At 71.3% G+C, this 18852-nt stretch carries 16 protein-coding genes and 1 pseudogene; 10 read left to right on the forward strand and 7 right to left on the reverse strand.

All coding sequences use genetic code 11. From position 1 onward, the window contains the following. Positions 1-24: 24 nt before the first annotated feature. Positions 25-645 (forward strand): NADAR family protein, encoded by a 621-nt coding sequence (locus ACRAS8_RS10205; RefSeq protein WP_438485626.1) that lies wholly within the window; start codon positions 25-27, stop codon positions 643-645. 50 nt (positions 646-695) lie between these two features. After that, a complete protein-coding gene (locus ACRAS8_RS10210; protein ID WP_438490410.1) occupies positions 696-1748 on the forward strand; it encodes an adenosine deaminase in 1053 nt (350 codons plus the stop codon). A gap of 51 nt (positions 1749-1799) precedes the next feature. Here ACRAS8_RS10210 and ACRAS8_RS10215 read toward each other — a convergent pair whose 3' ends face one another. From ACRAS8_RS10215 to ACRAS8_RS10225, 3 genes are all read right to left on the reverse strand, one after another. Next, positions 1800-2375, reverse strand: a complete 576-nt coding sequence (locus ACRAS8_RS10215) for an HXXEE domain-containing protein (protein ID WP_438485627.1) — start codon at positions 2373-2375, stop codon at positions 1800-1802. Positions 2376-2537: 162 nt separating this feature from the next. Next, positions 2538-3719, reverse strand: coding sequence for a polyamine ABC transporter substrate-binding protein (locus ACRAS8_RS10220; RefSeq protein ID WP_438485628.1), 1182 nt, complete (start codon positions 3717-3719; stop codon positions 2538-2540). A gap of 133 nt (positions 3720-3852) precedes the next feature. Continuing rightward, the gene (locus tag ACRAS8_RS10225; protein ID WP_438485629.1) at positions 3853-5307 is read right to left on the reverse strand and encodes a gamma-aminobutyraldehyde dehydrogenase; all 1455 of its coding nucleotides are present in this window, start codon (positions 5305-5307) and stop codon (positions 3853-3855) included. Between the two features lie 185 nt (positions 5308-5492). Between ACRAS8_RS10225 and ACRAS8_RS10230 the strand changes: the two genes are divergently transcribed. The 4 genes from ACRAS8_RS10230 to ACRAS8_RS10245 all read left to right on the forward strand — a co-directional run bounded on the left by ACRAS8_RS10230 (position 5493) and on the right by ACRAS8_RS10245 (position 9477). After that, positions 5493-5978, forward strand: a complete 486-nt coding sequence (locus tag ACRAS8_RS10230) for an Lrp/AsnC family transcriptional regulator (protein WP_438485630.1) — start codon at positions 5493-5495, stop codon at positions 5976-5978. A gap of 2 nt (positions 5979-5980) precedes the next feature. Next, positions 5981-7342 carry an aspartate aminotransferase family protein gene (locus tag ACRAS8_RS10235; RefSeq protein ID WP_438485631.1) on the forward strand — a complete coding sequence of 454 codons (1362 nt, stop codon included), beginning with the start codon at positions 5981-5983 and terminating at the stop codon, positions 7340-7342. A gap of 240 nt (positions 7343-7582) precedes the next feature. Then, positions 7583-8323 (forward strand): ABC transporter ATP-binding protein, encoded by a 741-nt coding sequence (locus ACRAS8_RS10240; protein ID WP_438485632.1) that lies wholly within the window; start codon positions 7583-7585, stop codon positions 8321-8323. Then, positions 8305-9477: a hypothetical protein gene (locus tag ACRAS8_RS10245; protein ID WP_438485633.1), complete on the forward strand. Its 1173-nt coding sequence runs from the start codon at positions 8305-8307 to the stop codon at positions 9475-9477. The genes ACRAS8_RS10240 and ACRAS8_RS10245 overlap by 19 nt, the downstream gene beginning before the upstream one ends. A 458-nt stretch (positions 9478-9935) precedes the next feature. On the opposite strand, the gene ACRAS8_RS10250 is transcribed toward ACRAS8_RS10245, so the two are convergent. Continuing rightward, positions 9936-10226 (reverse strand): RidA family protein, encoded by a 291-nt coding sequence (locus tag ACRAS8_RS10250; protein ID WP_438485634.1) that lies wholly within the window; start codon positions 10224-10226, stop codon positions 9936-9938. 28 nt (positions 10227-10254) lie between these two features. Between ACRAS8_RS10250 and ACRAS8_RS10255 the strand changes: the two are divergent. Then, a pseudogene (locus tag ACRAS8_RS10255) lies at positions 10255-11273 on the forward strand (LOG family protein); the annotation flags it as partial. A 186-nt stretch (positions 11274-11459) separates the two neighbouring features. Next, entirely contained in the window at positions 11460-12470 is a 1011-nt protein-coding gene (locus ACRAS8_RS10260) for a hypothetical protein (protein WP_438485635.1), read from the forward strand. A gap of 99 nt (positions 12471-12569) precedes the next feature. Here ACRAS8_RS10260 and ACRAS8_RS10265 read toward each other — a convergent pair whose 3' ends face one another. Then, entirely contained in the window at positions 12570-13985 is a 1416-nt protein-coding gene (locus ACRAS8_RS10265; RefSeq protein WP_438485636.1) for a glycosyltransferase 87 family protein, read from the reverse strand. Between the two features lie 199 nt (positions 13986-14184). Between ACRAS8_RS10265 and ACRAS8_RS10270 the strand changes: the two genes are divergently transcribed. Further along, on the forward strand, positions 14185-15339 hold the full coding sequence (locus ACRAS8_RS10270; protein ID WP_438485637.1) for a sensor histidine kinase: 1155 nt from the start codon (positions 14185-14187) through the stop codon (positions 15337-15339). Continuing rightward, positions 15333-16019, forward strand: a complete 687-nt coding sequence (locus tag ACRAS8_RS10275) for a response regulator (protein WP_438485638.1) — start codon at positions 15333-15335, stop codon at positions 16017-16019. Before ACRAS8_RS10270 ends, ACRAS8_RS10275 begins: the two co-directional genes overlap by 7 nt. Before the next feature lie 54 nt (positions 16020-16073). On the opposite strand, the gene ACRAS8_RS10280 is transcribed toward ACRAS8_RS10275, so the two are convergent. Both ACRAS8_RS10280 and ACRAS8_RS10285 read right to left on the reverse strand, forming a co-directional pair. Next, entirely contained in the window at positions 16074-17147 is a 1074-nt protein-coding gene (locus ACRAS8_RS10280) for an ABC transporter ATP-binding protein (RefSeq protein WP_438485639.1), read from the reverse strand. Then, a complete protein-coding gene (locus ACRAS8_RS10285; RefSeq protein ID WP_438485640.1) occupies positions 17148-18833 on the reverse strand; it encodes an ABC transporter permease in 1686 nt (561 codons plus the stop codon). Between the last annotated feature and the right edge of the window lie 19 nt (positions 18834-18852).

Genomic DNA, 18852 nt, shown 5'->3' on the forward strand with positions numbered 1-18852 from the left:
GGTGCCCGCTGACAGAATCCCGGCATGATGCACAACAGCCCGCCCACGGCCACCGCCCGCCCCGCCGACGGACCGCGCTCCGTAGAGGAGCTGATCGCCCGGACCGCCCGCGGCGAGCGGCTCAAGTACGTCTATTTCTGGGGCCACCGCCCGCCCCGCGGCGGCGGTGTCGGGGCGAGCTGTTTCAGCCAGTGGTGGCCCGCCCCGTTCACCGTCGACGGCGTCCGCTACGCCACCGCCGAGCACTGGATGATGGCCGGCAAGGCCCGCCTGTTCGGGGACGCGGACGCGGAGCGCCGAGCCATATCCGCCACCCATCCCAAGGAGGCCAAGGACGCCGGGCGGACGGTCCGCGGCTACGACGAGGAGGTCTGGCGCCGGCACCGGTTCGCCCTCGTGGTCGAGGGCAGCACGCACAAGTTCGGCCGGCACCCGGAGCTGCGGGAGTTCCTGCTGGGCACCGGCTCCCGCGTCCTGGTGGAGGCCAGCCCGCTGGACCGCATATGGGGCATCGGCCTCGCCGCCGACGACGACCGCGCCGCGGCCCCGGCCCGCTGGCGCGGGCTGAACCTCCTCGGCTTCGCCCTGATGGCCGCCCGGCAGCGGCTGGCGGAGGGCGGGGAGGGCGCGCCCGACGGGACGTGACCGCTCCCCCATACGATGACGGGACCGCACCGTCCGCCCCCGCGCACCCCATCCCGCGCCCCCTCACCCAGGAGGAACCGTTGTCCGACCTCGACGCCTTCATCGCGGGCCTGCCCAAGGCGGAGCTGCACGTCCACCACGTCGGCTCGGCCTCGCCGCGGATCGTCTCCGCGCTGGCCGCCCGGCACCCGGACTCCGCCGTGCCCAGCGCCCCCGAGGCGCTCGCCGACTACTTCACCTTCCGCGACTTCGCCCACTTCATCGAGGTCTACCTCTCCGTCGTGGACCTGATCCGCGACGCCGAGGACGTCCGCCTGCTGACGTACGAGGTCGCCCGCGACATGGCCCGTCAGCAGATCCGCTACGCCGAGCTGACGATCACGCCCTACAGCTCGACCCGCCGCGGCATCCCGGACGCCGCCTTCGTCGAGGCCATCGAGGACGCCCGCAAGGCCGCCGAGGCCGAGCTGGGCGTGGTGCTGCGCTGGTGCTTCGACATCCCCGGCGAGGCGGGCCTGGAGTCCGCCGAGGAGACCGCCCGGATCGCCTGCGAGCTGCAGCCCGAGGGCCTGGTCTCGTTCGGCCTGGGCGGCCCCGAGATCGGCGTGCCGCGGCCGCAGTTCAAGCCGTACTTCGACCGGGCGATCGCCGCCGGGCTGCACTCCGTCCCGCACGCCGGCGAGACCACCGGCCCCGGCACCATCTGGGACGCCCTGACCGACCTGCGCGCCGAGCGGATCGGCCACGGCACCAGCGCCCCCCAGGACCCGAGGCTGCTGGCCCATCTCGCCGAGCACCGCATCCCGTTGGAGGTCTGCCCGACGTCCAACATCGCCACCCGCGCGGTGCGCACCCTGGAGGAGCACCCGCTGAAGGAGATGGTCGACGCCGGCGTCCTCGTCACCATCAACAGCGACGACCCCCCGATGTTCGGCACCGACCTCAACACCGAATACGCCGTCGCCGCCCGCCTGTTGGGCCTGGACGCCACCGGCGTCGCCGCCCTCGCCAAGAACGCGGTCACCGCCTCCTTCATGGACGACGCGGCCAAGGCCCGCCTCGCGGCCGAGATCGACACGTACGCGGCGGGCTGGCGCGGCTAGCCGGCATCGGGGGGAACGGGGCGGCGGAGGCAGTAGCTCCCGCCCGCCCCTCTACCGCTTGATCAGCCGCCGGGCCGCCCCGTGCGAGACAACGGTGGCGGCGGCCGCCAGAGCGATGCCGCGCACCGCGCCGCCCACGGTCGTCGGTCGCAGCCGCCCGGCCCGCCGCAGCCGGCCGCGGGCCCAGAGCGTGAACGGAACGACGAGCACGGGCGAGGTGGCCGATCCCGGCACGTAGCCGCGGACGGCGGCGGCCTGCGCGAGGTGCATCAGGCCATGCAGCCCGAAGCCGTCCAGCGTCGCCTGGAAGAACGCCGATCGGCCGCCGGTGCGGTACCCGTCGGCCGCCGCGGCGCCCACGATGACCGCCATCACCCCCACCGCCGCCGCGAACTCCCGCTCGGTGACGCCCTCCATGGCCCGCCACACCCTCTCGGGCACCCGGGGAAACCGTTTCCGCAGCGCCGGCACGTTCTCCCGCACCCAGCGCGGCCCGAACGCCACCTCCTCGGCATCGTGCAGCGCCCAGGCGGCGAACAGCCCCAGGGTGACGGCCGGCGACGGCGCATACGCAGACGGCTTCGACGGCAGCGCCGGAACCGGCGACCACGTTCTCTCGGGCGACATGACTCCACAGGACGACATAACTCTGCAGTCTGACACGGTCGTTGACGCCTCCCTACGCCACCCCACCGGTCCACCGGTCCACCGCCCCACGCCCCAACCGCCCCCACGGAAGGCGGCCCCGCCGGGGCCGGACCCGCCGGCACGGCTCCCGCGCCTACGCGCCTACAACCCCACGATCGCATTCCACTCCTTGGCGAACCCGGCCCGCTCCCCGGCCGTGATGTCCCGCGCGATCGCCAGCCGCTTCCGCATCGCCGCGTCGGGGAAGATCAGCGGATCCTCCGCGAGCCGCGCCCGCTCCTTGTCCTTGGACGAGGCGAGCACCTCACGCGCGGCCGGCACCGGGCAGACGTAGTTGACCCATGCGGCCAGTTCGGCCGCGACCTCCGGCTGGTAGTAGTAGTCGATCAGCCGCTCCGCGTTCCGCTTGTGGGCCGCGAGGTTGGGGATCATCATGCTCTCCGCCCACAGCTCCGCGCCCTCCTCGGGGACCACGAACTCGATGTCCGGGTTGTCCGCCCGGAGTTGGATGACATCGCCGGAGTACGCCTGGGCGGCGAGCACATCGCCGGAGTCCAGGTCCTTGATGTAGTCGTTGCCGGTGAACCGGCGGATCTGGCCCTTGTGGACCAGCCCGCGTATCCGGTCGGTCATCCGGTGGAAGTCATCGGCGGTCCAGCGGGTGATGTCCACGCCGTTGCCCTGGAGCAGCATGGCGAACGCCTCGTCGAGCCCGGAGAGCAGCGTGACCCGGCCGTGCAGATCGGGCTTCCACAGGTCGGAGGTGTGCTTGATCTCCCGGCCCAGCTTCCTGCGGTTGTAGGCGATGCCGGTGATCCCGGACTGCCAGGGCACGGAGTGTCTGCGGCCCGGGTCGAAGTGCGGGGAGGCCAGCAGCGGGTCGAGGTGGCGGGCGACCTGCGGCTGGGCCGCGCGGTCCATCGTCTCGACCCAGCCGAGCCGGACGTAGCGGGCGCACATCCAGTCGCTGATGACGACCAGGTCGCGGCCGGTGGGCTGGTGGTTCATCAGCGCGGGACTGATCTTGCCGAAGAACTCGTCGTTGTCGTTGATCTCCTCGGTGTACGTCACGGAGATCCCGGTGCGCTTCTGGAACGCGTCGAGCGTGGGGCGGCGCTGCTTGTCGTGGTCGTCGGCGTCGATGTAGAGCGGCCAGTTGGCGAAGACCAGCCGGTGGTCGCGGTCGGAGCGGTCGGGGGCCTCGCGGTCGGCGGCCTCGACGTACGCCGGCGGCACTCCGCATCCCGTCAGAGCGGCCAGCGCCCCGGTCGCACCGATTCCGCCCATGCCCCGAAGCAGCGAACGCCGCGAAAGATCAGCCATGGTGAGCACTCTCACGTGCCGCGGGCGGAGGCGGCAAGCGACAGAGCGTCCATTGCCGGGCCTCCGCCCGCGACGGTGTGTCGAGCGTTCCGTGTCGCCCGACGGTGGGGATTCCCCTTCGGGGACGGCCGGTTCAGCCGTCCAGCGAGGTCATCACGTGCTTGATCCGGGTGTAGTCGTCGAAGCCGTAGGCCGACAGGTCCTTGCCGTAGCCGGACTTCTTGAAGCCGCCGTGCGGCATCTCGGCGACCAGCGGGATGTGGGTGTTGATCCACACGCAGCCGAAGTCGAGGGCCCTGGACATCCGCATCGCGCGGGCGTGGTCCTTGGTCCACACCGAGGAGGCCAGGGCGTACTCGACGCCGTTGGCCCACTCCACCGCCTGCTTCTCGTCGGCGAAGGACTGCACGGTGATCACCGGGCCGAAGACCTCGTGCTGGATGATCTCGTCGTCCTGCTTCAGGCCCGAGACGACGGTCGGGGCGAAGAAGTAGCCCTTCTCACCGACCTGTTCGCCGCCGGCCTCGATCTTGGCGTGCGCGGGCAGCCGCTCGATGAAGCCCTTGACCTGGGCCAGCTGGTTGGCGTTGTTCAGCGGGCCGTAGAGCACGTCCTCGTCGTCGACCGCGCCCGTCTTGGTCTCCGAGGCGGTCTTGGCCAGCGCGGCGACGAACTCGTCGTGGATGGACTCCTGGACGAGCACCCGGGTGGCGGCCGTACAGTCCTGGCCGGCGTTGAAGTAGCCGGCGGTGGCGATGTCCTCGACGGCCTTGGCGATGTCGGTGTCCTCGAAGACCACGACCGGCGCCTTGCCGCCCAGCTCCAGGTGGACCCGCTTGAGGTCCTTGGACGCGGACTCGGCGACCTGCATACCGGCCCGGACCGAGCCGGTGATCGACGCCATCGCCGGGATCCGGTGCTCGACCATCAGACGGCCGGTCTCCCGGTCGCCGCAGACGACGTTGAACACGCCGCGGGGGTGGCCGAGTTCGTCCAGGACGCCGCCGATGATCTCGGCGATCAGCACCGTCGAGGCGGGGGTGGTGTCGGAGGGCTTGAGGACGACGGTGTTGCCCGCGGCGAGCGCCGGGGCGAACTTCCATACGGCCATCATCATCGGGTAGTTCCACGGCGCGACCTGGGCGCAGACGCCCACCGGCTCGCGGCGGATGATGGAGGTGAAGCCTTCCATGTACTCGCCGGCGGAGCGGCCTTCGAGCATCCGGGCGGCACCCGCGAAGAAGCGGATCTGGTCCACCATCGGCGGGATCTCCTCGGAGCGCACGAGGGCGATCGGCTTGCCGCAGTTCTCCGACTCGGCGGCGATCAGTTCCTCGGCCCGCTCCTCGAAGCGGTCGGCGATCTTGAGCAGGACCTTCTGGCGCTCGGCCGGGATCAGGTCGCGCCAGGCGGGGAACGCGGCCTCGGCGGCCGCCATGGCCGCGTCCACGTCCGCGGCGCCGGAGAGCGGGGCGGTGGCGTACGGCTCGCCCGTGGCCGGGTTGACCACCTCCGTGGTCCGGCCGTCGGCGGCGTCCCGGAACTCCCCGTCGATGTAGTTGCGCAGACGACGCAGTGCGGTGGTCACTGTGCGCCCCCTTCAGTGTCGGATGTACCGGTGATTGGGATCGATCCCACAGTAGCCGCGCGAACCACGCTTTCAACACACCCACACCACTCGAACAACGGAATCCGTGAAATCTCGATCGATCAACAACTGATTTCATTGATTCGGGGTTGCCATACCGTCGAACCTCGTGCACAGTGAACGACGTGGCGCCTCCTCGAAACAGTCCTGACAGAAGCAGCACTCCGTCGATCGACTCCGTCTCCCTGGCGATCATCGAGCAGCTCCAGGAGGACGGGCGCCGGCCGTACGCCGCGATCGGCAAGGCCGTCGGCCTGTCCGAGGCGGCGGTGCGGCAGCGCGTACAGAAGCTGCTCGACCAAGGCGTGATGCAGATCGTCGCCGTCACCGACCCCCTCACGGTCGGTCTCCGCCGGCAGGCCATGGTCGGCATCAACGTCGAGGGCGACCTCGACCCCGTGGCCGACGCCCTGACGGCCATGGAGGAGGTCGAGTACGTCGTCATGACGGCGGGTTCCTTCGATCTCATCATCGAGATCGTCTGCGAGGACGACGACCATCTTCTGGAAATGATCAACAAGCGGATCCGCACGCTTCCCGGCGTCCGATCCACCGAGAGCTTCGTGTACCTCAAGCTCCGGAAGCAGACCTACACCTGGGGAACGAGATAGCGATGACCGCGGACCTCTCCAAGACGGCGTACGACCACCTGTGGATGCACTTCACCCGCATGTCCTCGTACGAGAACGCCCCCGTGCCCACGATCGTGCGCGGCGAAGGCACCAACATCTACGACGACAAGGGCAAGCGCTACGTCGACGGCCTCGCCGGCCTCTTCGTGGTCAACGCCGGCCACGGCCGGGTCGAGCTCGCCGAGACCGCCTACAAGCAGGCCCAGGAGCTGGCCTTCTTCCCCATCTGGTCCTACGCCCACCCCAAGGCCGTGGAACTGGCCGAGCGCCTGGCGCACTACGCCCCCGGTGACCTGAACAAGGTCTTCTTCACCACCGGCGGCGGCGAGGCGGTCGAGACCGCCTGGAAGCTCGCCAAGCAGTACTTCAAGCTCGTCGGCAAGCCCACCAAGTACAAGGTCATATCCCGCGCGGTCGCCTACCACGGCACCCCGCAGGGCGCCCTGTCGATCACCGGTCTGCCGGGCCTGAAGGCCCCCTTCGAGCCGCTGGTCCCCGGCGCGCACAAGGTCCCGAACACCAACATCTACCGCGCCCCGATCCACGGCGACGACCCCGAGGCGTTCGGCCGCTGGGCCGCCGACCAGATCGAGCAGCAGATCCTCTTCGAGGGCCCGGACACCGTCGCCGCGGTCTTCCTGGAACCGGTGCAGAACGCCGGTGGCTGCTTCCCGCCGCCCCCCGGCTACTTCCAGCGGGTCCGCGAGATCTGCGACCAGTACGACGTGCTGCTCGTCTCCGACGAGGTCATCTGCGCCTTCGGCCGCGTCGGCACGATGTTCGCCTGCGACAAGTTCGGCTACGTGCCGGACATGATCACCTGCGCCAAGGGCATGACCTCGGGCTACTCCCCGATCGGCGCCTGCATCGTCTCCGACCGCCTCGCCGAGCCGTTCTACAACGGCGACAACACCTTCCTGCACGGCTACACCTTCGGCGGCCACCCGGTCTCCTCGGCCGTGGCGCTCGCGAACTTCGACATCTTCGAGCGCGAGGGCCTCAACCAGCACGTGCTCGACAACGAGGGCAACTTCCTCAGCACCCTGCAGAAGCTGCACGACCTGCCGATCGTCGGCGACGTCCGCGGCAACGGCTTCTTCTACGGCATCGAGCTGGTGAAGGACAAGGCCACCAAGGAGTCGTTCAACGAGGAGGAGACCGAGCGCGTCCTCTACGGCTTCCTCTCCAAGGCGCTCTTCGACAACGGCCTCTACTGCCGCGCCGACGACCGTGGCGACCCGGTCATCCAGCTGGCCCCGCCGCTCATCGCCGACCAGCCGGTCTTCGACGAGATCGAGCAGATCCTCCGCTCCGTCCTGACCGAGGCGTGGACCAAGCTCTGATCATCGCGTCACCTCCTGATGCGCCAGCGCACAACGAAACAACTGAACAACAGTGCATAACCGAACACCTGGCGGCCTGGATTCGCTCGTTCTCATCCATACGAGTGAATCTGGGCCGTTCTGGCTGCCGAGCCACAAATGACCGGGGAGGCGATTCCTTACCGTGCTGGTGACCGATACCCTCCGTGGTCGTTCCCCCGGCCGGGGGAAACGAGCAGCGAAGAAGCGAGAGGTGTGCAGATGGTGGCCCCGCCTGACAACGACGTTCTCCGGGCTAGCGGCCTGCACCACACACACGGAACCACCGTCGCCCTGACCGATGTCTCGCTCGATGTCCGCAAGGGCGAGATCCTCGCCGTCACCGGCCCCCGCGGCAGCGGCAAGACCACACTCCTCCAGTGCCTGTCCGGACAACTCGTCCCGACCGAGGGCGAGATCTGGTTCGACAACACCCCGCTGCACGCCCTCTCCTCCCCCAGCCGCGAACGGCTGCGTCTCGACCGGTTCGGCTGGATCGACACCGAACCCCACCTCGTCCCCGAACTCACCGCCTGGGAGAACGCCGCCCTCCCGCTCCTGCTGCGCGGAACGGGCCACCGGGCGGCCAAGCACACCGCCGTCGAGTGGCTGGAGCGCCTCGACGTCGGCATGTGCGCCCGCCACCGCCCCGCCCGGCTCGACCAGTCCCAGCGCCAGCGCGTCGCCATCGCCCGCGCCCTGGCCGGCACCCCGCAGCTGCTCTTCGCCGACGAGCCCACCGCCCCGCTGCACAGCGCCGACGGCACCCAGCTGCTGCGCACCCTGACCACCGCGGCCCGCTCGCACCACATCACCGTGGTCCTGGCGACCTACGATCCCCAGGTCGCCGCACTCGCCGACCGGACCCTCACGCTGCTCGACGGCCGCCGCTCGGGCGCCGTACCCGAGACCGCCGGCGCCTCCGATGAGGAAAGCAGGGCAGCGTGCTCGCTCTCCGTCTAGCCCGTGGCACTCACCCCCTCGTCCTGCTGCGCCGTCTCCTCGTCACCGCCGCCGCTGCCGGCACCGGATTCCTGGTGCTGGCCGCCCTCGGACACGCCGCCGCCCATCCCTCCGCGGACGGCCCCTCCCTGGACCGGCTCCTGTGGTGCGCCGCGCCGCTCGCCGCCACCGCCCAGCTCGCGGTCGCCGTAGCCCGTACGGACCCGGCCGCCCGCCTCCAGCGCGGCATGACCGCCGCCGGCCTGGGCCCGTTCCGGCTCACCCTGCTCGCCGCGGTCTCCACCGCTGTCTCCTGCGTCCTCGGCGTCCTCCTCTCCCTCTTCGCCTTCCTGTCCCTCCGCGGCGACCTCGGCGGCGGCTCCGGCACCGGCTCCCGCGCCATCGACACCGGCCTGCTCGGCGCCGGCCACCCGCTGCCGCTGGTCGGCGCCCTCATGCTGCTGTCCGTCATCCCGCTGACCGCCGCCGCGGCCACCGCCTTCTCACTCCGGCCCCGCGCCGAGGCCGGCGACGTCGACACCGACCCCGCCCCGGCCACCGAAGCCCCCTCCGGCCTGCCGTGGGGTGTCGCCCTGGCCGCCGCGGGCCTGGCCATCGAGGCGTACACCAGCCCCGCCGCCGGCGCCCACGGCGAGCTGCTCCCCCTCCCCGGCCGACTGATCGGCAGCCCTCCGGGCGTCCTGGCCGGCTGGGCCCTCGCCGCCCTCGGCCTCGTACTCGCCGGCCCCGGCCTGGTCCACCTGTCCGGCCAACTGCTGTGCACGGGCCGCCCCGGTGCCCTGCGCCTGCTGTCCGGGCGCGTCCTCCAGCAGGAGTCGCACCGCCTGGGCCACCCGCTCGGCGTCCTGTGCGCGGTCGCCTCCGGCACCTATGCCGCCGGCGTGCTGTATCAAGCCACTCCTTCCCGTCCCGTCGGCCCGTTCACCGCGACCGGCGCGGCGATCGTCCTTGGCTGCGTCACCGTCAGCGCGCTCAGCGCCACCCTGGAATCCCGGGCGGCCCGCGCCGGCACCACCGCCGCACTGCGCCGCCTCGGTGCCTCCGCTCTCGCCCTCCACCGCGCCACGGCCCTCCGCGCCCTGGCCCTCGCCCTCGTCCTCGGCCCCCTGACCTGGACCGTCGCCGAGATGGCCACCCTTCCTCTGGTGCATTGAACTGAGGCGAGAGCTCGGGCCCGTGCGGCCTGGGCCTTCGGCTGGGGCGCGTGTGGCTGCTGTGGGGTGGTGGGGTGGGGAGTAGAGGTGGTGGGTTGATGTGCCAGAAGTGGTGCTCCATGCAGGGATGTTGCTTGCGGTAGTGCTCCTTGAGGCGTTGAGATGTGGTGCCGCCGGGGTTGAGGCGTCGGCTGGCGGCATGGCGGGCTGTGATGGCGTGGCTGGTGGGCAGGGTCTGGGTCCGGTCAGCCGCGGCATAGGGCGACACGTGCAGTGGGTGCAGTGGGTGCAGTGGGTGCAGTGGGTGCAGTGGGTGTAGTCGATGCGGTGGATGCCGCCGGGGCGGTCGCAGAGGTGCCGACCCGGCGACGTTTCACTGGCTTGGACGCCGTCAACCGCCGTGCCCTTGGGGTCGGGAACGGCCGGCGCCGGACCGTGCCCCGGCCCGGGCCCGGGTGTCAGCGGGCGAGAGCGGTGACCTCGACCTCTATTCGCCACTCCGGCTGGGCCAGCGACGAGACCTCCAGCAAGGTGTCCGCGGGATAGGGCTCGGACAGGAACTCCTCGCGCAGGGTGATGACATGGGCGAGGTCAGCGGCCACGTCCGTGACGAAGATGCCCACCTTGACCACATCGGCGAGCGACGCGCCGGCCTCGGCCAGCACTCGCTCGACATTGGCGAACGCCTGCCGGCCCTGGGTCAGGAAGTCGTCCGAGACGGTCCGCCCCCGCTCGTCGATCCCGGCCAAGATCGACTCGCTCTAGGAGTTCGACCGGATCGCCGCGACCGGCAGTCTCGCCGGTTACCACGTCCAGTCCCTCGACCTGACGGACCGTATCTTCGCCCCGCTCGCCACGGACACCGCTGACGACGTCTTCCTCGGCTGCGGGATGGAACCGGACACCACCGCGAAGGTGCGCGCCGGGGGCGCCCTGGTCTTCCCGCCGGTGCCGGGCCTGCCGTTCTCCCCGTATCGCGGCACCCTTTACACACCGGACGAACTCTTCACGGGGCTGCTCGACGCCGGTTACGACGCCACCCCGGACGCCCGCGCCTACCGCTGGTACCAGGAGACCAAGGCAGTCGGCGATATGGTCGCCGGCATACTGCGCAGCATCCACGACGACGCCGTATCGGGCGCGCTCGACGACCATCTCGCCGGTGCCCGCGTGGTGGGCACCCTGGACGGGCACGCCATGGAACGCGGCTCCGCCGCCTACGCGGGCGCGGCCAGACTCGGGCGCCGGCTCAGCCGCGTCGGCCTGACCGTCACGACCTGCGGCGGCCCCGGCGCGATGGAGGGGGCGAATCTCGGGGCCGCACCGATACGAGGACGCCGCGCTCGACAAAGTCACTGGAACTCCTCGCCCAGGCGCCACACTTCGGGCCCTCGGTCACTGCCTGGGCCGGTGCCGCCTTCGAAGCGCTCCGGACCCGGCCTGGCAGCGGACAGTCCGTCGCCAGGCCCACGCGGCTCTACGGTCACGAGCCGCCTCACGCCTTCGCGACGCATATCGCGAAGTGCTTCGTCAACGCGCTGCGCGAAGAAGATCTGCTGGCCCGGTCCAACGCCGGCGTGGTGTTCCTTCCCGGTACGGCGGGGACCGTGCAGGAGGTCTTCGACGCCGCGACGTTCAACTAGTACCGGTCGCGCGGCGAGCCGACCCCCATGGTGCTGGTGAACCGCACGCACTGGACGGAAACGCTGCCGGCCTGGCTCCTGCTCCGGGCAATCGCGGCGGGCCACGCAATGGAGAGCCGGATCGCCCTCGTCGATTCCGTGGACGACGTGCCCTGCGGCTGTTCGTGGTCGCCTGTCGCTGCCGGCGGCGCTGAAGCCGCTGCCAGGAACAGCGGTGATACTCACGGCGCGACAACACCCGAAAGATCTTTTTGCCCGCCGAGGCAACTCCCGTCCCGAAATGCGCGTCTGCCAGTCCAGGTAATGAACAGGTAATGCAGTGCGCGAACGGAGCTCTCGGTGATCATCGGCCTTCTGACGGCCATAGCAGCGTCTGTCTGCTACGGCACGGGTTCGGTCCTGCAGGCGGTGGGCTCGCGGAAGTCCGCTCGCCAGGAGGCGGCGAAGGCAGCCGGCAGCGCCGTTACCCAGCATGGCGGCCCCAGCCTGTCGTCGACCGCCAAGGCGGCTGTGACCTGGGAATTCATGGTCGGCACCGTGCTGGACTTCATAGGCTTCGGGCTTGGCGCGCTCGCGGCACGGATGCTGCCGCTCTTCCTTTCGCAGACTGTGATCAGTGCGAACCTCGTGATCACGGCGGTGCTGAGCGTCAAGCTCCTCAACATCCGGCTCACCCGTCCCGAATGGGTCTCCATCGGCGTGGTCTGCTCGGCGCTGGTGCTGCTGGCCACCGCCGCCGGGCCGGAAGGCAGCGGTCACACACCGATCGACACCCACTGGTGGCTGCTGGTCGCCTCGGTCGTGATCATCGGCGGAGGCACCCTGATCGTGCGTCTGCTCGGCGGGCGGGCCGCGATCCTCGCGGGTCTGCTGTCCGGCCTCGGCTTCGGCGCCCTCGGCGTCGGCGTACGCGTGCTGAACGGTCTGGATCCGTTCCATCTGCCGTCCCTTCTCGGTGACCCGGCGCTGTACGCGATCCTGGTCGCGGGCATCGGCGGCATGTATCTCCACACCGTCGCCCTGCAGATCGGTTCGGTGAACGGCGCCACGGCGGCCCTGGTGGTGGGTGAGACCGTGGTGCCCGGCATCCTCGGCGTGCTGTGGCTGGGTGACTCCTCTCGTCCGGGTTTCGCCTGGATGGCGATCCTCGGCTTCATGGTCGCCGTGGCCGGGGCGGTCGCGGTCGCCTGGTTCGGCGAACCGGAGGCGGCCCCTGAAACAGCGGGGACGGGCCAGGAGGGCCAGCAGGCAGGGCCGGGCCCTGACGCGGGTGCCGATCCGGCGTCCGGGGCGGAGGAGGAAAGCGGGTCGGGCCGGCCGGCGGCTGTGCTCGACCGGCCGAGAGTGTGACCGTCGGCCGCACGGGCCAGCCGACGGAAAGCTCTCGTCGCGCTGCGGTGTGAGGCAACTGCCGACGACAAGGGGGCGCCATCATTCCGCCGTGGCCGTTCATGGGGCGGCCTCCTCTCTGATTTCGGGCTTCGCCCGCTTCCGGCCGGGCCCGTCCGTGGTGTGTAGCGAACCGCACAGGCGGCTTTCGCCTGGGCCTGTTCGTATCGCGGTGTTCGCCGGGAACGCGGTCGGTGCGCGGCGGCGGTTCGCCGTGCGTCGTCCCGGCGCTGCAGACGTCAGGCGTGGCCACGCCCAGAGCACCAGGGGATAGACGAGGTATCCGAAGCGGGTGGCCGGCATGAGTGCCATGGCGAGGACCAGGCCCAGCGCCAGGCGATCGGCCGCCGCCCGCACCGTCCGCGGTGGCCGTATCAACAGGGAGGCGGCAATACCGAAGGCTGCGACCGCCAGCAGGACCATAGCGATCAGCGTCCCGTCGGGAACGTAGGCGGCCAGGAGCCGACCGGGCAGCGGGCTTTCGGCAGGGGACGCCGTCATGCCCAGACCCATCGGGAACGCCAGGACGTTCTCGGCGAAGGCACCCGGTGTGGTCAGTGCGAACGGGAGCACCACTGCTGCCGTCGTCAGCGTGGCGATGGCGCCGCAGGTGATGACCTGGCGCCGACCGTGCCGGGCGGCCATCAGAGCAAGGGCCACGGGCACGGCGGGCCAGGCCGTCCACTTCAGCGCTGCGGCGAGGCCCAGCAGGAGTCCCGCCCGCCCCGGCCTGCCGCTGCCGGCCGTGGCCAGACCCCAGCACATCAGGCCGATGACGGGGAGGTCGATCCCGCCAACCGCCAGCGGCAGAGCCACCAGTGGGCAGACCGCGAGCCAGAGCACTACGGGTGTACTGTCGCGGTGGAGCAGAGCCTGCAGTCTGGGCCTGCCATGAGGCCCAGTCCTCCGAGGGCGGGCAAGCATGGTGGCCGCCGCACCGCTCATCGACACAAAGAAGGCCCCGGCCATCCATCCTCGTGCGTCTGTCAGGGGCCCGTCCCCGAACAGCGCGTGCGGCAGGCCGAAGACCGCCATGCCCGGCAGGTAGGGGTTGTAGTCGCCGACGGTGGTGGGGGCGGGTATGTAGGGGCTGCCGGCGTGCAGCAGCAGATCGCCCGAGCGCTCGACGACCGTCACTTCGAGCTGTGCGCTGCCGGCCGGTACGAGCAGCAGCAGTGGTAGGGCCACCGCACCCATCAAGGCCAGTATCAGCGGGAGTTGAGAGGTGGCGGTAGGTGCGCGTGCGGTATCGCGTCCGCTCGCGCGGAGTGCCGCGGCCAGCGCCGCGCAGCCGTATCCGGCCGCCGCGAGAAGGCCCCAGGTGCGGTGTGTGGGGAGCGTGGTGAAGAGCCCGAAGCCCAGTGCGGTGAGTGCGCACGCGCCCCATCCCCAGACCTCGCCGTTCCCGCGTCCGCGCGCCGCGACGCCCGGGCGTCGCGGCGCGCGCGGATGCCGCAGAGCCTTCCCGATCGACACCAAGTGCCTTTTCTTACAAGCTAGTTGAGTCTTCATGACGCTCCCGTCCTCGCCTTGATCACGAGGCTATGGACGGCCGGGCCGCGGAACGTCAAACGAGCAACCGAACTTCGGCGTCAACCCGTGGCATGACATGCCTGTCGTGGATCAACCCGTGCGGCGACGCCAGCGGCTGCCGCGAGCCGAAAAAATATCGGCCATGAGCACTTCTCTCCGGCAGCGGCTTCGCGCATGGCTCGCGTCGCCGTCATATCCCTGGGCCACCGGCGGGGCACTCACGGCGTTCGCGGCCGTGGAACTGGTGGTCGTACCGCGGCACTCGCCGGTGATCGCGGTCTCCGTGCTGCTCTCCGCGGCGGTCCTGCCGTGGCGTCGTGCGCGCCCGGCCACCGCGGCCCTTGCGGCCTCGGCGGTGCTGGTGAGTTTCGCGGCCGGCTCGGATCTCTATATCGCGGCGGCCGTCAGCGGACTCATGGCGTGCTACACCCTCGGCCGCCGTCGCGTGGCGCATCCGGCGCTGCTCGTCGGCGGCGGTTCGGTGCTCTCCCTCGCGGTGAACGTCTGGCACATCGCAGCCTGGCACCCGAGGTCGTACTCCGCCGACCTGCTCGCCGAGTGGTTCGTACTGACCGTGGCGATCCTGGCCGCGGTGTCGATGGGCGACGCGGTACGCGCGCGCGAGGAGACACAGCGCGAGCGGGCGGCCGCGCAGGCCCGGGTCCTCGCGATGGAGCGACGGCAGGCAGCCGAGGCCGAACGGGCAGCCATCGCCCGCGAGTTGCACGATGTCGTCGCGCACTCCGTCTCGGTGATCGCAGTGCAGGCGGAGAGCGCCACCTACACCACGCCGGGGCTGTCGCCGCAGGCCCGCGACGGCTTTCAGCAGATCGCCGCGTCCGCGCGCGCGTCGATGGCCGAGCTGCGGAGGCTGTTGGGGGTGCTGCGCACGGACGGCGAGGACCGCACCGGCACGGCGCCGCAGCCGACTCTGGACGGGCTGGGCGACCTGATGGCGCAACACCGGTCGGTGGGCGGCGAGGTGGAGCTGCGGATCAGCGGGGACCGTGTCGAGTTGCCCACGTCCTGCGAGCTGTCCGCGTACCGCATCGTGCAGGAGGGGCTGACCAATGTGCGTCGGCACGCCCCGGGGGCCCATGCGGTGGTGGAGATCGACTACCAGCCCGATCGGCTGGCGGTGCGGATCGCGGACGACGGGCCGGGCCCGCCGGGCGTGGTCCACTCCGGCCATGGCCTGGCCGGGATGCAGGAGCGGGCGGCGCTGCTCGGCGGGAAGCTCTCCGCCGGCCGGGGCCGGGACGGCGGCTTTCTCGTGGAGGCGGAAATCCCGTGGTGATCAGGGCAATCGTGGCCGACGACCAGGCCATCGTACGCACCGGGTTCGTCAACCTCCTCGGCACCCAGGACGACATCGAGGTGGTGGGCGAGGCGGAGGACGGCGTCCAGGCGGTCCGGATCGCCGCGGAGCGGCGCCCGGATCTCGCGCTGCTGGACATCCGGATGCCGCACAAGAACGGTATTGAGGCGGCCCGCGAGATCACCCGGGCGTCCGGTGGCGCCACCAAGGCACTGATGCTGACGACGTTCGGCCTCGACGAGTATGTGTATGACGCGCTCGCGGCCGGGGCCAGCGGCTTCCTGCTGAAAGACACCACGTTTCCCGAACTCCTGCATGCCGTGAGGGTCGTGGCGGAGGGCGATGCGCTGTTGGCGCCCGAGCTGACCAAGCGGCTGATCGCGGAGTTCGTCAAGCAGCGGTCGGCGCCGGTTCCCGTGCGCACGGTGCGGGAGCTGACCGGCCGTGAGGTGGAGGTGCTCATCCGGATCGCCCAGGGGCTGTCCAACGCGGAGATCGCCGATCGGTTGACGATCACCGATCACACCGTCAAGACCCACATCAACCGGCTCTTCGCGAAGATGGGCCTCCGTGACCGCGCTCAGGCGGTGATCCTCGCCTATGAGCTGGGGCTGGTCGTGCCGCAGGGCCGACGCCCCGACCCTCCCCCGCGCGCCTAGTGGCGCCCATCCCCCAAGGAGCGATCCATGGCATGGCAACGGTTTGCGGCGCGGTTACTCCGCCGTGTCGTCGTCCAGCACCACCACGCCCTCGGCGGCGAAGGAGATCCCCACCCGGTCTCCTGTCTCCGGCGCCTCGTGGAGTGGGCACGCCGCCTCGATCTGCGGTCCGCCCGCAGGCTGGAGCAGCAGCGCGACATGGGTGCCACGGAACGTCCGGGCCGCGACGGTGCAGGGCAGCCCGCCCGCCGCGGAGGTCAGCCGGACGCCGGCCGGGCGTACGAGCAGGCGGCAGGGCCCGTCCGGGGTGCCGTCCGGTACTGGCACCTTGCCCCACGGGGTGGCGGCGGCCCCACCCTGCACGGTCGCCTCGACGACGTTGTCGAAGCCGAGGAAGCGCGCGACGAACGCGCTGGCGGGCCGTTGCCAGACCTCCAGCGGGGTGCCGCTCTGTGCGATCTTGCCGTCCCGCATCACCACGACCCGGTCGGCCAGCGCGAACGCCTCCCCTTGGTCGTGGGTGACGGCGAGCACCGTCGTCCCCAACTCGCGGAAGAGGCGCCGCAGTTCCACGACGAGGCGCTCGCGCAGCCCGCGGTCCAGTTGCCCGAGCGGCTCGTCCAGCATCAGCAGCCGCGGGCGCGGGGCGAGCGCCCTGGCCAGCGCGACCCGCTGCTGTTCGCCGCCGGACAGCGATGCCACGGCCCTGCGGTGGGCGCCCGGCAGCCCGACGAGGTCCAGCAGTTGGGCGACGGTCCGCTCCTGGTCGGCGCGGTGGGTGCGCCGCATGCGCAGTCCGAAGGCGACATTGCCCGCGACATCGCGCTGCGGAAAGAGCTGGTGGTCCTGGAACATCAGCCCAACGCCGCGCCGGTGGGCGGGGACCCCCGTCTGGTCGCGGCCCTCCAGCAGCACCGCGCCCCGGTCGGCGTGCTGCAGTCCGGCCACCACCCGCAGCAGGGTGGACTTGCCACTGCCGCTGGGGCCCAGGACGCAGACGATTTCCCGCGCGGACACGTCCAGGTCCACCGCGTCGAGGGCAGGGCGGGCGCCGGGCGCGCCGAAGCGGACGCTGACGCCGTCCAGCCGCAGCATCTCCGGTGCCGTGGTCCCGGTCCGTGCCGTCATCTAGAACTCCCCGGAGTGGTCGATGGGGGCACCGCCGGCCGAGCCCGTCCGGGGCTGGAGGCGGATGCGTTCCAAGGCCAGGAGGGCGCCTGCGCACACCACCATCAAGATGGTCGACAGGGCCATCGCCTGGCCGTAGTTGAACTCCCCGGCGCGGCCCAGCAGCCGGGTCACGGCCACCGGCAGGGTGGGCTGGTCGGGCCGTGCGATGAAGACGGTCGCGCCGAACTCACCGAGCGACACGGCGAAGGCGAAGCCCGCCGCAATGAGCAGGGCCCGCCGCACCATCGGCAGGTCCACCTCGCGCCAGACCTGCCAGGGCGAGGCACCGAGGACGGCCGCCGCCTCCCGCAGCCGGCTGTCGACCGCGCGCAGCACGGGCAGCATGGTGCGGATCACGAACGGCACGCCCACCAGCGCCTGGGCGAGCGGCACCAGCCACCACGAGGACCGCAGGTCGAGCGGGGGCTTGTCGAGGGTGATCAGAAAGCCGAAGCCGACGGTCACGGCGGAGACGCCGAGCGGCAGCATCAGCAGCCCGTCGAAGCCGCGCAGGAGCCGGGTGAGCATCGGTGTCCGCCCGGCCGGCCCGCTCCGCGGCCGGGAGCGGGTGAGCGCGGCCGCCGCCAGGCCGCCGATGAGCAGGGCGATCGCGGTGGCCGCCACGCCGTAGGCGAGGGAGTTCCACAGGGCGTCGAGCGGTGCCACGGCGAAGGTGCTGTCGGCGGAGGCTGCGGAGCGCAGTGTCCGGTAGAAGACGAGCCCGTAGCCGTCGGGCCCGGCGAAGGACCGCTCGACGAGTACGACCAGCGGCAGGACGAGCAGCACGGCGATGACGACGAGCGTGCCCCACAGCAGCGCCCACTGGCCGCGGCCGCGCGGCCGGCGCGCGGTCCGCGAGGCGTCGACGAGCCGCAGGGCGGTTTCGCGGCGCCGCACGGTCCAGGCGTGCAGCGCCAACAGCCCCAGTACGGCGGCGAACTGGATGAGAGTCAGTACGGCGGCGGTGGGCAGATCCAGGAAGTCGGCGGTCTGCCGGTAGATCTCCACCTCCAGCGTCGAGAAGGTGGGCCCGCCCAGGATCTGCACGACGCCGAAGGAGGTGAAGGTGAAGAGGAACACCATCAGTGCCGCGGCCGCCACCGCCGGCCCCAGCGCGGGCAGCGTCACCTTCCGCCAGGCCGCGAACCGTCCGGCGCCGAGCACCCGGGCGGCCTCTTCCTGACGCGGGTCGAGCTGAGCCCAGAGTCCGCCGACGGTGCGGACGACGACGGCATAGTTGAAGAAGACGTGCGCCAGCAGGATCGCCCACACCGAGGTGTCCAGCCGCACGCCCCACAGGTGGTCCAGCAGTCCGCCCCGGCCGACGAGTGCCAGGAAGGCCGCGCCGACGACGACGGTGGGCAGCACGAACGGCACCGCCACCGCCGCCCGCAGCAGTTGCTTGCCGGGGAAGTCGAAGCGCGCGAAGACATAGGCGCCGGGCAGGGCGACCAGCAGCGTCAAGGCGGTCGAGGCGGCGGCCTGCCAGAGGGTGAACCACAGCACATGGAGCACGTCCGGGTCGCCGAGTACGGCGCCGAACCGTCCGAGCTGCCACTGCCCGCCGTCCTTCAGCCCCCGTCCGACGATCGCGGCGACCGGGTAGGCGAAGAAGAGCGCGAAGAAGGCGAGCGGCACGGCCATCAGACCGAGCCGCACCGCC

Source organism: Streptomyces sp. S186 (genome assembly GCF_051603415.1).
Classification (GTDB): Bacteria; Actinomycetota; Actinomycetes; order Streptomycetales; family Streptomycetaceae; genus Streptomyces.